The organism is Pseudonocardia ailaonensis, assembly GCF_039531635.1.
Classification (GTDB): domain Bacteria; phylum Actinomycetota; class Actinomycetes; order Mycobacteriales; family Pseudonocardiaceae; genus Pseudonocardia; species Pseudonocardia ailaonensis.
The window spans coordinates 1-13981 of sequence record NZ_BAAAQK010000003.1 but is presented as its reverse complement, the minus strand read 5'-3'; the positions used below and the strand labels follow the sequence as shown (position 1 = coordinate 13981).

Genomic DNA, 13981 nt, shown 5'->3' with positions numbered 1-13981 from the left:
CGAACCGTCGTGCGCGGGGTTGCAGGATCAGGGCCATGAGCGAACCCGACCGGAAGGCCGTGCGCGCCTTCTCCCGGCGCCTCTTCGACCTCTACACGGCGGCCGGCCTCACCCTGATGATCGACGTCGGCCACCGGACCGGGTTGTTCGAGGCCGTCGCGCAGGGCCCGGCCACGTCCGCCGAGCTGGCCGAGCGGGCGGGCCTGCAGGAGCGCTACGTGCGGGAGTGGCTGGGCGCCATGGTCACCGGCGAGCTCATGACCCTCGACGGCGATCGCTACGCACTGCCCCCGGCGCACGTCCCGGGGCTGACCGGCGGCGGGGCGAGGAACCTGGCACCGATGGCCGGCATGGTGCCGCTCATGGGCCGCAACCTCGACGGCATCGTTCGCGCCTTCCGGGAGGGCGGCGGGCTGCCGTACGAGGACTTCGCCCCGGACTTCACCGGCGTGATGGACGGCCTCAACCGCCGCCCCCTCGACGAGCTGCTGGTCGACGCGTGGCTGCCGCTGATCGACGGCCTCCCCGAGCAGCTCACCGGAGGCGTCCGGGTCGCGGACGTCGGGTGCGGCACCGGGCACGCCCTCGTCGTCCTCGGCCGCGCGTTCCCGGCCAGCGAGTTCGTCGGCTACGACATCGCCGAGGAGGCACTGGCCCGGGCCCGTGCGGAGGCAGCAGGCCTGCCCAACGTCCGGTTCGAGGCCGCGGACGCCGCCGCGTTCCGCCCGGACCGGCCGTTCGACGTCGCGTTCGCCTTCGACTCGGTGCACGACCAGGCCGACCCGGCCGCGATGCTGCGCGGGATCCACGATGCGCTGGTGCCCGGTGGACGGTTCGTCATGCTGGACATGGCGGCGTCGTCGGACGTGGCGCAGAACGTCGGGAACCCGTTCGCACCCTGGATCTACACGATCAGCACGCTGCACTGCATGACCGTCTCGCTCGCCGAGGGCGGCGCCGGCCTGGGTGCCGCCTGGGGCCGCGAGCTCGCCACCGCGATGCTCGGCGAGGCCGGTTTCACCGCCGTCTCGGACCGTCCCGCGCCCGGCCAGGCACTCAGCCTGCTCTATTCGGCCGCCCGGCCCGCCTGACCGCCGTCACCCCACGGAAGGGGGATTCGCGGCGTCCGTTCGGGCGATCCGGTATCGGGAACGGCCCGCGCCGCCTCGTCACCGGGTACGCGTCGAAGCGACGACCAAGGGAGGTGCGTCATGGACGACATCGCCGACGTGGCCCCGGAGCGGACCGCCGCGGCCCCCGCGGACGGGCCGCGCGAGCCCGACGAGGAGCAGCTCTGGGCGGTCGTGCGCGCCCTGGCCGAGCCCGTCCATCGGGAGCGGCTGAACCTCTAGGCCCCCCGCACCAGCTCGATCGCCCGTCCCAGGGTGTCGAGCCGCGCACCGAGCGTCTCGCCCGCCGGGTAGAGGCGCACGGTGTCCACACCGGCGGCCCGCCACACCCGCAGCCGCTCCCGCACCATCGCCTCGGTGCCGATCAGCGTCGTGGCGAGCACCATCTCGTCCGTGACGAGGTCGGCCGCGCCGGCCCGGTCCCCCGCGCGCCACCGCTCGCGGACCTGCGCCGCGACCTCCGCCCAGCCCTGCCGGCCGTAGGCCGCGCTGTAGAAGTTCGTGGTGGCCGATCCCATGCCGCCGAGGCTGAACGCCAGCTCGCCGCGCCGCCCCGCGACCATCCGGCGCAGCTCGTCCTCGTCCGCGGCGAACGCCACCTCCGCCCCCTGGCACACGTCCAGGTCCGCCCGCGTGCGCCCGGCCGCGGCGAGACCGGCGTCGAGCGGGTCGAAGTAGGCCGCCGCACCCTCGGGCACGAAGCTGGTGCCCAGCCAGCCGTCGGCCACCCGGCCGGTGAGCTCGAGCATCCCCGGCGCGAGGGCGGCCAGGTAGACGGGGACGTCCACGGGCCGGGTGGAGAGCCGCATCGGACGCCCGTCCCCGCCCGGCAGCGGGATCGCGACGGTCCGGCCCGCGTGGGCGACCTTCTCCCCCGCGAGCGCCTGCCGCACCACCTCCACCGTCTCCCGCACCCGGGTCAGGGGCCGGGCGAACGGCACCCCGTGGAGGCCCTCGATCACCTGCGGGCCGGAGGGCCCGAGCCCGAGGAGGAACCGGCCGTCGGAGAGGTCCGCGAGGGTGGCGGCGATCTGGGCGAGCGCGACGGGGGTGCGGGTGCCGACCTGGAGCACGCCCGAGCCGAGGAGCATCCGGTCCGTGCGCGCGGCGAGATGGCCGAGCACGGACACCGCGTCCGCACCCCAGGCCTCGGCGACCCACGTGACGTCGAGACCCAGCTTCTCGGCCTCCACCACGAACTCGACGGTCCCCGCCGCCCCACCGGACGCCTCGACCGTCGTCGCGGTGCGCATCAGGCGCCCTCGACCCGCCTGCGGATCGCCTCGAGGGTGCCGGTCATGTTCGTCTCGAACTCGCGCAGCCGCACGAAGACGATCTTCTGTTCCCGGTCCGGCATCCGTTCGATCGCGAGGCTCAGCCCCGAGCGCCCCGGACCGAGCCGGACCCATTCGCTCAGCCGTGTGCCGCCGTCCTCCACGGCGAGGGAGAAGCGCCAGGTGGCGCTCGCGTCGCCGTCCGGACCCTCGACCGCCCAGGCGAACCGGGCGGGCTCCTCGCACTCGACGACCTCGGACACGGTCGACCACGATCCGAGCGCGTCGTGCCGGCTGTGGCCGCGGAACCGCGCACCCACCTCGGGTCGGCCGCTATCGAGCCATTCGACCTGCACGACCTCCGGGCTCTGGGAGGGCATGGCCACCACGTCGACGACCGCGGGCCAGACGGCCGCCGGGGGCGCATCGACCCAGGTGGAGACCTCGACGGTCGGGCCGTCGGCGTACCTCGCTCCGGTCCACTCCATGCGAGCCAGGGTTTCGGAGGGAGACCCACCTGTCAACGTGAGGGGTACCCGGTTGTGGCCGCGACGGCCGGGAGGCGACACTGGTCGGGCCCTGTCGCTCACCCTCCGACACCGAACGGGTACCGCTTACCCATGGATCCCGCCGACCGCCCCACCGTCCGCATCACCGGCCTCGGGCACGCCCTGCCGCCCAGGGTCGTCACGAACGACGACCTGGCGGCCTCGCTCGACACGTCGGACGAGTGGATCCGCAGCCGCAGCGGCATCGTCACCCGGCGGCACGTCGACCCCGGCACGGCGACCTCGGACCTCGCCGCGGAGGCCGGTGCGCAGGCGCTCAAGTCGGACGTGCAGGCCGGCGGGGACGGCGCGGTCGACCTGGTCATCGTGGCGACCACCACGCCGGACCGCAGCTGTCCGGCCACGGCGCCGCTGGTCGCGGCCCGGCTCGGGCTCGGCACCATCCCCGCGTTCGACGTCAACGCCGTGTGCTCGGGTTTCCTCTACGGCCTGCACTCCGCGGCCGGGATGATCCGCGGCGGCGCGGCCCGCTCGGTCCTGCTCGTCGCGGCGGACACGTTCTCCACGATCATCGACCCGACGGACCGGCGGACCGCCTTCCTGTTCGGCGACGGCGCGGGCGCCATGGTGCTGCGCGCCGGCGGCCCCGACGAGGCGGACGCCGTGCACGCCCTCACCCTGGGCAGCGACGGCGGCGAGGAGGAGCTGATCATCGTCCCCGGCGGCGGCTCCCGGGACCCGGAGTCGGACAACACCTGGTTCACCATGCAGGGCCAGGCCGTCTACCGGCAGGCGGTGGACCGGATGACCCGGTCCAGCCAGGAGGTCCTCGCCCAGGTCGGCTGGCAGGTCGCGGACGTGGACCGGTTCGTCGGGCACCAGGCGAACCGCCGGATCCTCGACGCGGTCGCCCACCGCCTGGGGCTGCCCGCGGACAAGCTCGTCGTCAACCTGGACAAGGTCGGCAACACCGCCGCCGCCTCCATCCCCATCGCGCTGAGCGACGCGGCGGAGCACGGCTTCCTGCGCGCCGGGGACAAGGTCGTCCTGGCCGCCTTCGGCGGCGGGTCGACGTGGGGTGCCGCGGCGCTGACCTGGCCGTCGCTCCCGTAGGTGGGTGCCGACGAGCTCCGGCCGTCGCGCGGTGGGCCCGAGCTCGTCGGCGCGCTCCTGGGACGGATCTCGCGCCACACGGGGTCCGCGTCCGGCCGATCTCGGGTTAGTTTGGAGCCGTGCCCGCCCCGCAAGCCCCCTCCCGGTCGTCCCTCGCCGGCCCGCTCGGTCGCGCCGAGGCCGCTCCCGCCGGTCTCTCCGACGCCGACTACGAGGCCCTCCTCGGCGCCGACGGCGCGGACCTCCGCGCGCTCACCACGCTCGCCGACTCGGTCCGCCGGGACACCCTCGGGGACGGACTGACCTTCGTCGCCAACCGGAACCTCGACACCGCCGTGGCCGGCCGCCCCGGTGCGGAGGACCTGGTCGACGCGCTGGTCGACGAGGCCCGCGCCCTGGGGGCCACCGAGATCTGCCTGCAGGGCCCGCTGCCCGCCGAGGCTCCCGACGACGGCTACCGCGCCCTCGTCGCCCGGATCACCGGGCGGGCGCCCCTGCACCTGCACGCCTTCCGCCCCGCCGAGATCGCCGACGGCGCCCGCCGTGCCGGCCTGGGCGTCGCCGAGCACCTGGCGGCGCTGCGCGAGGCGGGCCTCGGCTCGGTCCCGGGCACCGGCGCCAAGATACTCGACGACGAGCTGCGCACCACCCTGCTCGGCGGGCCCGACCTGCCCGTCGCCGAGTGGGTCGCGCTGATCGAGGCCGCCCACGCGGCGGGCCTGCGGTCGACGTCCACGATCATCCACGGCCACCTCGAGTCGCCCGCCCAGGTCGTCGCCCACCTGCGCACGCTGGCCGCGATCCAGGACCGCACCGGCGGGTTCAGCGAGTTCATCGCCATGCCCATGACCCCCGACACGACTCCCCCGCACCTCGCCGGCCGGATCCGCGGCGCGGACGAGCGCGAGGTCCGGGCGGTGCACGCCGTCGCCCGGCTGCTGCTGCACGGTCGCATCGACCACGTCCAGGCGGCCTGGCCCAAGCTCGGCCCCGAGCTCACCCGCACGGTGCTGGCCGGCGGGGCGGACGACGTCGGCGGGCTGCTGCTCGACGGCCGCCTGCTGCCCGGCGCGGGCCCCGAGGAGGGGCTGGAGCTCACCCGCACGGAGATCGACGCCACCGCCGCGGCACTGGGCCGCACCGTGCGGCAGCGCACCACGCTCTACGACGTCCCCGCGCGGTGACCGCTCCCACCACGGACGGTCACACGGCGGCCGGCGACCTGACGGACGGCGGCGTGACGGACATCGACGTGGCGATCGTCGGCGCCGGTTTCGCCGGGCTCGGCATGGGCATCCGGCTGGCCCGCCGCGGCCGCGAGTCGTTCGTGCTGCTGGAGCGGGCCGCGGAGGTCGGCGGCACCTGGCGGGACAACACCTACCCGGGCGTGGCGTGCGACATCCCGTCGCACCTGTACTCGTTCTCGTTCCGGCCCCGCCCGGACTGGTCCCGGGTGTTCGCGCCGGGCTCCGAGATCCAGGAGTACCTACGGGAGGCGGCCCGGGCCGAGGGGCTGCTCCCCCACCTGCGGTTCGGCGCGGACATGCACGAGGCCCGGTGGGAGGGCGACCGCTGGCGGATCACGACGGGTGCGGGCACCTGGCGGGCCCGCGTGCTCGTGATGGCGGCCGGCCGGCTCTCCGAGCCGCGCATGCCGGAGCTGCCCGGGCTCGAGTCGTTCCCCGGGCCCGTGTTCCACACCTCCCGCTGGGATCCCGGGGCCGACCTGACCGGCCGCGTCGGCGTCGTCGGCACCGGGGCCTCGGCCGCCCAGGTGATCCCCGGTCTGGCCGAGCGGGCCTCGCAGCTGGTCGTCTTCCAGCGCAGCGCGCCCTGGGTCGTGCCGCGCAACGACCGCGCCTACAGCCCCGAGGAGCTCCGCGAGCTCGCCGACCCGGCCCACGCCGCGCGCGTCCGGGACGGGATGTTCGCCGACGCCGAGCGCAACTTCCCGCAGCGCCTCGGCCGCCACCCGGACATCGACCGGCTGCGCGACACCGCGGAGCACCACCTCGCCGCGCAGGTCCCCGATCCCCGGCTGCGGGCGCTGCTCACCCCGGACTACGAGATCGGCTGCAAGCGCGTGCTGCTCTCCGACGACCTCTATCCGGCCCTGGCCAGGGAGAACGTCACCCTCGAGCCGAGCGCGCTCACCGCGATCGAGGGCGGCAAGGCGGTCGCGGGCTCCGGCGCCCGTCACGACGTCGACGCCCTGGTGGTCGCCACCGGTTTCCGTTCGACCGACCCGCCCTTCGCCCAGCGGGTGGTGGGGCGCACCGGCCTGCTGGCGGAGCACTGGTCCGCGGGCATGACGGCGTACGCCTCCACCGTCGTCCACGGCTTCCCGAACCTGTTCGTGCTCGACGGCCCCAACGCCAGCCTCGGTCACAACTCGGCCGTCCACATGATCGAGACGCAGATCGGCTACGTGGAGGGCGCACTGGACCATCTTGCCCGGTCCGCGGAGCCACTCGAGGTCTCCCGGGCCGCCGAGGCCGGGTACACCGCCGAGATCGACGCCCGCAGCCGGGACACCGTCTGGCTTCGCGGTGGCTGCCGCAGCTGGTACGTCGATCCCCGCAGCGGCCGGCTCACGCTGCTGTGGCCGGGCACCGCCGGCTCCTTCCGGGAGCGCAACGGCCGCTTCGATCCGTCTCCTTTCGGACACTAGGCGCGGCCGGGCGCCCACGGAGCCCTCCGGGTGGGCAGACTGTGCGACGTGGACGAAGATCGACCCGCCGCCGCCCCCACGCAGGAGGCGGACGCCGCGGCGACCCCCGCGCCGGCCCCGGAGCGCGGGCAGGGCAACCCGCACCATCCGGCGGCCCACAGCGGCGGCCTCCTCGGGCTGGCCCTGGGCGCGCTCGGGGTCGTGTTCGGCGACATCGGGACGAGCCCGCTGTACGCGATGCAGACGGTCTTCGCCATCGACGACAACGCGGTCAAGCCGACCCCGGGCGACGTCTACGGCATCGTGTCGCTGATCTTCTGGTCCATCACGCTCGTCGTCTCGGTGAAGTACGTGACCTTCGTGATGCGGGCGGACAACGACGGCGAGGGCGGGATCATGGCGCTCGCCGCGCTCGTCCGCAGCATCGGCGGGAAGACGGCGCGCCGCGCGGCCGTGGTGCTCACCCTCGGCGTGCTCGGCGCGTCGCTGTTCTACGGCGACTCCCTGATCACCCCGGCGATCTCCGTGCTCTCGGCCGTCGAGGGCATCGAGGTGGCCCGCCCGGAGCTGGCCGACGTGGTGCTGCCCATCGGCATCGCCATCCTCGCCGTGCTGTTCCTGGTGCAGCGCTGGGGGACCCACCGCGTCGGACGGCTGTTCGGGCCCGTCATGGTGCTGTGGTTCCTGGTCCTGGCGGCACTCGGCATCCCGCACATCGTCGAGCGGCCGGGCGTGCTCGCGGGCCTGTCGCCCACCTACGCGTTCTGGTTCATCGGGGACCGCCCCTACACGGCGTTCCTGGCGATGGGCGCCGTGGTCCTGGTGATCACCGGGGCCGAGGCGCTGTACGCCGACATGGGCCACTTCGGACGGCGGCCGATCCGGGTGGCGTGGTTCGCGCTGGCCTTCCCCGCGCTCATCCTGAACTACCTCGGCCAGGCCGCGCTGCTGCTGAACGACCCGCGCGCCATCGACAGCCCGTTCTACCGGCTCGCGCCCGGCTGGGCGCAGCTGCCGCTGGTCGTGCTCGCGACCTTCGCCACGGTGATCGCCTCGCAGGCCGTCATCTCCGGGGCGTTCTCGGTGTCCCGCCAGGCGATGCGGCTGGGCTACCTGCCGCGGCTCACCGTCAGGCACACCTCGTCGCACGAGAGCGGCCAGATCTACCTGCCGATGGTGAACTGGCTGCTCTTCGCCGGTGTGCTCGTGCTGATGGTCGCGTTCCGCTCGTCGGACAAGCTCGCCACGGCCTACGGGCTCGCGGTCACCGGCACCCTGCTGCTCACCACGAGCCTGCTCCTGCTGCTGGCCCGGACGTCGTGGGGCTGGGCCTGGTGGAAGGTGATCCTGCTCGGCGTGGTGCTCGGCGGGCTGGAGCTGCTGTTCTTCGCCGCGAACCTCACCAAGATCGCCCACGGCGGCTGGCTGCCGCTGCTCATCGCGCTCTGTGTCGTGGTGGTGATGACCACCTGGCAGCGCGGCCGGCGGATCATCACGGCCCGGCGGATCGACCGCGAGGGCGCACTGCGGGAGTTCGTCGACGAGCTCCGCGGATCCGGGATCGACCGGGTGCCGGGCACGGCCGTGTTCCCGCACCCGACGAACGCCACCGCGCCGCTCGCCCTGCGCGCCAACGTCGAGTTCAACCACGTCCTGCACGAGCGGGTGGTGATCGTGTCGATGCTGTCCGAGGAGGTGCCGCACGTCCCGCCCGGCGACCGGCTGACCGTCGACGACCTCGGCGATCCCGCCGACGGCATCGTGCACGTCACCGCGCGGTTCGGCTTCCAGGACGTGCAGGACATCCCCGCCGTCGTCGCCCAGGCGCGGGGGCTGCACCCGGAGCTCGACGTCGACGCGGAGTCCGCCTCGTACTTCGTGTCCCGCATGACGATCGAGCGCTGCGACCGGCCCGGCATGCGCTCCTGGCGCAAGCGGCTGTTCATCGCCCTCTCGCACAACTCGGCGAGCCCCGCGACCTACTTCAAGCTGCCGTTGGAGCGCACCGTCGTGATGGGGTCCCGCATCGAGCTGTGACGGACCTCGGGTTCCGACGGGCGGGTGAGCCAGTCCAGGTCGGCGGCGTACGCGAGGGTCCGCGGGTAGCCGCTGTGGGTCGCGACCTGCGGCAGGTAGCCCGTCGTGTCGAGCTCCTCGGCCCGACCGTCGATCTCGTCCGCTGCATAGCCGTGGACCGGGAACCCGAGGTAGTCCGTCGGCCGCCACAGGCTCCGCCATCCCGTGCGCCCCACCAGCTCCCGCACCGAACCGGTGCCGGTCCGCGGCGGCTCGGCTACCGGGCCCCGCTTCTCCGCGGCCCACGGGTCCGCGCTGAACAGTCCCGCCCCGCGGCAGGGCGGCGTCCCGAGCACCGGTGAGCCGAACAGCTCCGGGAAGATCCGGCCGAAGTAGGGCCGCAGCTGGGAGCCGTAGGTCAGGAGCCGGGTGCGGTCCGTGCGCCGGGCCGGGCGCCCGGGTTCGGCGGGACGCGCGGAGTCCAGCTGCATCAGCGCGGCGACGGCGAGGCTCGCCCCGAGGCTGTGGGCGCTGAGCACGAGCCGCCGGTCCCCGGTGGCCCGGCGCTCGCCGTCAGCGCTCCCGTCAGCGCTCCCGTCAGCGCTCCCGTCAGCGCTCCCGTCAGCGCTCCCGTCAGCGCTCCCGTCAGCGCTCCCGTCAGCGCTCCCGTCAGCGCTCCCGTCAGCGCGGTCCAACCACCACAGCGACCTGCTGACGATCTCCGGCACCGCCCGCTCGGCGTAGCAGGGCGGGGCGAAGGGGTGCCCGGCCCGCGGCAGGAAGCACATGAGGTCCCAGACCAGCCCGAGCGGTCGCGTCCCGCCGGTGACCGCGCCCCCGGCCAGTCCCAGCACCGCGGCGAGCCCCGCAGCGGCGAGCGCCACCGCGCTGCGGTCGGCGAACCAGCGCGCGACCCCGCCGTCCTCCCACGGTGCCCAGCCGAGCCCCGCCGCCACCACGGCGCCGAGCGCGGCGGCCAGCCCGGTGAACGCCAGCACCCCCACGAGCGGCTCGGCCCGGTGCGCGAACGCCGCGCCCCGCCGGAAGCGGGCCAGCCGCCGCGTCATGCTCGCCCCGGTCGGGATCCCCGACCCACCCGGCCGTGGCCCGGCCACCGTGCCCTCGCCGACCACCGTGCCCTCGCCGGCCACCGTGCCCTCGCCGGGCGCCCCGGGATCGGGGGCCCGCACGTCTGTCCGCAGGAAGGCGACCAGGGCCAGCCCCAGGAGCACGAGCAGCGCCACCAGCGCCGCGGCCCCGAACGCCAGGTAGACCGCGGGAACCTGCATGCCACCGGAGCGGGGATCGGACGACACCAGCATCGCGGCGCCCCTCCCCCCGTTGAGGAAGTCCCCGCTCGCGAGCACCAGCAGCGCGGACACCGCCAGCGCGGTCACCGTCGCGGTGCCCATCAGCACTCCCGGCCCCATCCCGCGCCAGGCCCAGTACTGCGCCTGGTCCTTCGCCGCGCGGACCTCGCGGACGAGCCTGCCCAGGCCCACCAGCAGGACCACCCCCACGGAGATCGCCGCGGCCCGGCCACCGGTCCCGGGCAGCTTCGTGAGCACCAGGCTCAGCGCCAGCAGGCCGGCCCAGACCAGCGGCCACCTCCGCCACGTCTGGGTCCGCCATGCCAGCCCGGACAGGGCGAGCGCCACCAGCACCGCGGCCGTCCACGCCGGGCCGATGCCCGAGAGCAGCAGCATCCGGTCCTCCGCGAGCACCGGCTGCCCGAACCACAGGACCGCCTGCGTCAGGGCGAAGGCCGCCCCCGCCAGGCCCAGCGCCGCGAGGCCCACCCGGTCCCGGGCGTTCTCGCCCCGGCCCGTCGATCCCGTCCGCCCGGCGCCGCGCTCGCGGGACGCGACGTCCGGCGCATCCCCCGCCGCGCGGCACGCGGTGACCAGCACCGCGATCCCGGCCCCGAAGGCGAGCACGACCGCCACGATCGCCCATCCGAAGGGCGCCCCGGCCCCCGATCCGGCTCCGACGACGGGGGCGGCACACAGGACCGCGACCACGACCGCCCCGGCGGCGAGGTGCAGCCGCGCCGTCCCCCGGACCAGCTTGCTGCCCGTCCAGAAGCCGCGGTTCGACAGCAGCGGGGCGCGGGGTTTCGGCTCCGGATCCCCCGTGACCTCGGCGCCGGACGCCTCGTACCGGTTGCGGGTCAGTGTCGACAGAGCCCACAGCCCCAGGACGACGACGATCGGCAGCCAGGCCGCGACCGCCAGCCGGACCGCGAACGGCCGCCCCACGAACACGTCGTCCACGAGACCGGGCAGCGCCCCGCATCCGGCGGCGACGCCCGGGGCATAGCACTGCCGGGCCACCATGTCCGTCGCGAGCACGGCGACGGTCTGCACGAGCAGCACCGTGAGCCCCAGCCCGAAGATCCGGAGGCTGACCGCGCCGCGGCCCGCGCTCGCGTCACCCTCCTCCGGGACGAGCGTCCGCGACCAGTACGCGAGGTTGACCAGCCCGAACGGCAGCAGCAACGCCCACCCCACCCGGGCCGCTGCGCGACCGGCCACGGCGAACGCACCCATGCCGGAGGCCTTGGGCCCCAGCGTGTTCCGCGCCAGCCCACCCCACGAGTACGCCTCGCGCCGGATCCCCGCCGGGACCTCGCCCGGCCCGGGCGGCGGGTCCCCCGAGGGCCGCCAGAAGCTCCCGAGATCGTCCCCGCCGACCTGCTCGATGCCCGAGGCCGGCAGCTCGAGCATGCTCGCGGGTGACGTGTTGTTGACGCCGTGGATGCGCAGCTCCAGGGCGTGCGGCAGCTCGGGCACGGGGTGCCTCCGGACTCTCGGCGGTGTACGGGAGTCGACGCCGCGGTGACCTCCGCTGATACGCGCCCCCACCCGTTCGGCCGCAGGCGCGCCCCGCTCGGCCGAACCCGCCGGGCTCGGCCGGCCAGGTGCACGGCCATCCGGTCGTCGATCGACACGTCCCCCGCCACCCCGGCCCGTGAGCCCGTGCCGTGCACGACTCCGATCGCGGGGTTCTCACATCGTGAAATGCTTGCGGCACTGAGGGAAACGACGTAGCCATGGCATCGGGAAGGCCTCCACCGTCCCCGCGACACCGCCGTCACGAGAGAAGGCACCGCACCATGGCCCTGGTCCCGTACCTGGACGAGTCCGACCTCCCGGAGTCCGACCGCGCGCTGCTCGCGCGGCCGATCAACCTGCACCGCGCCCTGGCCAACTCCCCGGACGGCCTGCGCCGGTTCTCCGGCCTGGGGCACTGGATCCGCTGGGAGTGCGAGCTCGACCCACGGCTGCGGGAGCTCGCGATCCTGCAGGTCGGATACCTCAACGCGAGTCCGTACGAGTGGAGCCACCACGTGAAGATCGGCCACGACTTCGGCGTGACGGACTCCGACATCGAGGCGCTCGTCGCCGCGACCGAGGGGCGGCCGCACTCGTTGGGCGATCTGGAGTCCACGGTGCTGCGCGGCGCGCGCGAGGTCACCGCGGACCAGCGGATGGCGCCGGAGACCTGGACGGCGCTGGAGGCCGCGCTGGGTCGTGCCCGGCTGGTCGACCTGGTGATCGTGGTCAGCTTCTACAACGCCGTGGTGCGAATCCTCGGGACGCTCCAGATCGACGTCGAACCGGACTACGCGCAGTACCTCGAGGCCTTCCCCCTCCCGACGTCCGCTCCGCCCCCCACCGGCCTGTCCACCACCGGCCTGTCCACCACCGGCCTGTCCACAGCCAACCCGACCACCACCGGCCTGCCCCCGACCCGCTGACGTCCTCCGCCCGGCGTCACCCGACCACGATCACGACCTTCCCCAGGCTGTGCCCCTCCTCCACGAGACGCAGGGCGGCGGGGGCGTCGTCGAACGGACGCACGTCCGTGACCAGGGGATCCAGCGCTCCGGCGGCCACCAGCCGGGCGAGCTGCTCGAGCACGGCGGTGCTCCGGTCCCGGGCGACGTTGCTGCCCCCGAGCTGCGCCACCAGATCCTTGTCGGACACCGAGCGCAGGTGCCGCGCCGGATCGGCGACGAGCGGGGCGACGGTCCGCAGCGCCTCCCCGCCCGCCATGTCGAAGACGGCGTCGACACCGTCGGGCGCGGCCGCGCGGACCCGGTCGAGGACGCCGTCGCCGTAGGCCACCGGGATCGCCCCGAACCGGGCGAGCACGGCGTGCTTGGCAGGGCTCGCCGTGCCGACCACGCGGAGCCCGCGCGCCCGGGCGAGCTGCACGGTGGGGATCCCGACGCCCCCGCCCGCGCCGTTGACCAGCAGCGTCGCGCCCTCGGGAAGGTCCAGCTCGTTCAGCGCGTCCCACGCCGTCCCGGCCGCGACGGGCAGCACGGCGGCGTCCCGGGGACGGACCTCGCCCGGCCGGTGCGCGGAGAAGGAGGCCGTGACGATCGCCTCCGGTGCCCAGCCGCCGACCATGCCGGGACAGCCTCCGAACACCTCGTCGCCCACGGCGAACCCGGTCACGCCCTCGCCGACCGCCGTCACCGTCCCGGCCACCTCACGGCCCAGCACCGCCTGCCCGACGGTCCCGTACGAGCCCTCCCGCACCCGCTAGTCCCCGGGGTTGACGCCCGCGACCCGCACCCGGACCCGGAGCTCGTCCGCACCGGGCTCGGGCACCGGGACCTCCAGGAACGCTTCCTTCTCCGGCCCGCCGATGTCCGTGAACCCGTACGCCCGCATGCCCCGATCATGCACCCCGTCCGACCCTCGATACCTCCCGTGAGTGGCGATAGTCGTCCTGACGACTGTCATGTCTCATCTGATGTGTCAACGATGTGTCTCATGACATCGGGCATGACCGTGATGGTTGTGGGTCAGGCTGCCGGGGCGCGGAACGCGCCCTGGTAGCGGGGCCCGTCCGGGTCGATCGTGAGATGCCCGAGAGGCTTGCCGGCAGGGTTGTAGGCGGTGACATGATCCCCGGCGCGCAGGATGGTGACCGTGGTGCCGGCCAGCGCGCGGCCCAGGGACAGAACATGGTTGCCCAGGGTGAGAGTGCCATTGGCGACCACGGTCAGGACGTGCACGGTCGCGTCGGTCTGACGAGGCAGGTCAGCGGGCCCACCATGGGCGCCGGCGCGGTCCCACGCTTGTCGGGGTGGGAGCCGCCCGATCGAGCTGTGCCGGCGGGTGTGGTTGTAGTGGGCGCGCACGACGTCGAGGCGGGCCTGCAACTCGACCATGTCGGCGGCCGCTGCAGGGTAGTGGTGGGCGAGCAAGGTCTTCGCGGTGCCGTGCAGGCGTTCACACTTGCCGCAGGTCT

Annotated in this window: 13 protein-coding genes; 7 read left to right on the top strand and 6 right to left on the bottom strand. The window is 74.6% G+C overall.

All coding sequences use genetic code 11. The features are described from left to right. Positions 1-35: 35 nt before the first annotated feature. On the top strand, positions 36-1091 hold the full coding sequence (locus ABD324_RS02895) for a methyltransferase domain-containing protein (RefSeq protein WP_344412032.1): 1056 nt from the start codon (positions 36-38) through the stop codon (positions 1089-1091). A 120-nt stretch (positions 1092-1211) separates the two neighbouring features. Continuing rightward, positions 1212-1352, top strand: a complete 141-nt coding sequence (locus ABD324_RS02890; protein WP_344412029.1) for a hypothetical protein — start codon at positions 1212-1214, stop codon at positions 1350-1352. Here ABD324_RS02890 and ABD324_RS02885 read toward each other — a convergent pair. Together ABD324_RS02885 and ABD324_RS02880 are read right to left on the bottom strand one after the other, a co-directional pair. Next, a complete protein-coding gene (locus ABD324_RS02885; protein ID WP_344412027.1) occupies positions 1349-2383 on the bottom strand; it encodes an LLM class flavin-dependent oxidoreductase in 1035 nt (344 codons plus the stop codon). The genes ABD324_RS02890 and ABD324_RS02885 overlap by 4 nt on opposite strands. Beyond that, positions 2383-2892 carry an SRPBCC family protein gene (locus ABD324_RS02880; protein WP_344412024.1) on the bottom strand — a complete coding sequence of 170 codons (510 nt, stop codon included), beginning with the start codon at positions 2890-2892 and terminating at the stop codon, positions 2383-2385. Before ABD324_RS02880 ends, ABD324_RS02885 begins: the two co-directional genes overlap by 1 nt. A 132-nt stretch (positions 2893-3024) precedes the next feature. On the opposite strand from ABD324_RS02880, the gene ABD324_RS02875 reads away from it, so the two are divergent. From ABD324_RS02875 to ABD324_RS02860, 4 genes are all read left to right on the top strand, one after another. Continuing rightward, entirely contained in the window at positions 3025-4026 is a 1002-nt protein-coding gene (locus tag ABD324_RS02875; RefSeq protein ID WP_344412022.1) for a beta-ketoacyl-ACP synthase III, read from the top strand. Positions 4027-4145: 119 nt separating this feature from the next. Then, positions 4146-5210, top strand: a complete 1065-nt coding sequence (locus ABD324_RS02870) for an FO synthase (RefSeq protein WP_344412020.1) — start codon at positions 4146-4148, stop codon at positions 5208-5210. Then, the gene (locus tag ABD324_RS02865) at positions 5207-6697 is read left to right on the top strand and encodes a flavin-containing monooxygenase (protein ID WP_344412018.1); all 1491 of its coding nucleotides are present in this window, start codon (positions 5207-5209) and stop codon (positions 6695-6697) included. The genes ABD324_RS02870 and ABD324_RS02865 overlap by 4 nt, the downstream gene beginning before the upstream one ends. 48 nt (positions 6698-6745) lie before the next feature. Next, positions 6746-8734, top strand: a complete 1989-nt coding sequence (locus tag ABD324_RS02860) for a potassium transporter Kup (protein ID WP_344412016.1) — start codon at positions 6746-6748, stop codon at positions 8732-8734. On the opposite strand, the gene ABD324_RS02855 is transcribed toward ABD324_RS02860, so the two are convergent. Further along, positions 8677-11505, bottom strand: coding sequence for a hypothetical protein (locus ABD324_RS02855; protein ID WP_344412014.1), 2829 nt, complete (start codon positions 11503-11505; stop codon positions 8677-8679). The two genes, ABD324_RS02860 and ABD324_RS02855, sit on opposite strands and share 58 nt — an antisense overlap. A gap of 323 nt (positions 11506-11828) precedes the next feature. Here ABD324_RS02855 and ABD324_RS02850 point away from each other — a divergent pair, with 323 nt between their 5' ends. Continuing rightward, positions 11829-12473: a carboxymuconolactone decarboxylase family protein gene (locus tag ABD324_RS02850; protein WP_344412012.1), complete on the top strand. Its 645-nt coding sequence runs from the start codon at positions 11829-11831 to the stop codon at positions 12471-12473. 16 nt (positions 12474-12489) lie between these two features. Here ABD324_RS02850 and ABD324_RS02845 read toward each other — a convergent pair whose 3' ends face one another. From ABD324_RS02845 to ABD324_RS02835, 3 genes are all read right to left on the bottom strand, one after another. Continuing rightward, on the bottom strand, positions 12490-13263 hold the full coding sequence (locus ABD324_RS02845; RefSeq protein WP_344412010.1) for an NADP-dependent oxidoreductase: 774 nt from the start codon (positions 13261-13263) through the stop codon (positions 12490-12492). A 3-nt stretch (positions 13264-13266) separates the two neighbouring features. Continuing rightward, on the bottom strand, positions 13267-13398 hold the full coding sequence (locus ABD324_RS02840) for a hypothetical protein (protein ID WP_344412008.1): 132 nt from the start codon (positions 13396-13398) through the stop codon (positions 13267-13269). 134 nt (positions 13399-13532) lie between these two features. After that, the coding region (locus ABD324_RS02835; protein ID WP_344412006.1) for an integrase core domain-containing protein at positions 13533-13981 on the bottom strand (449 nt) is incomplete at its 5' end.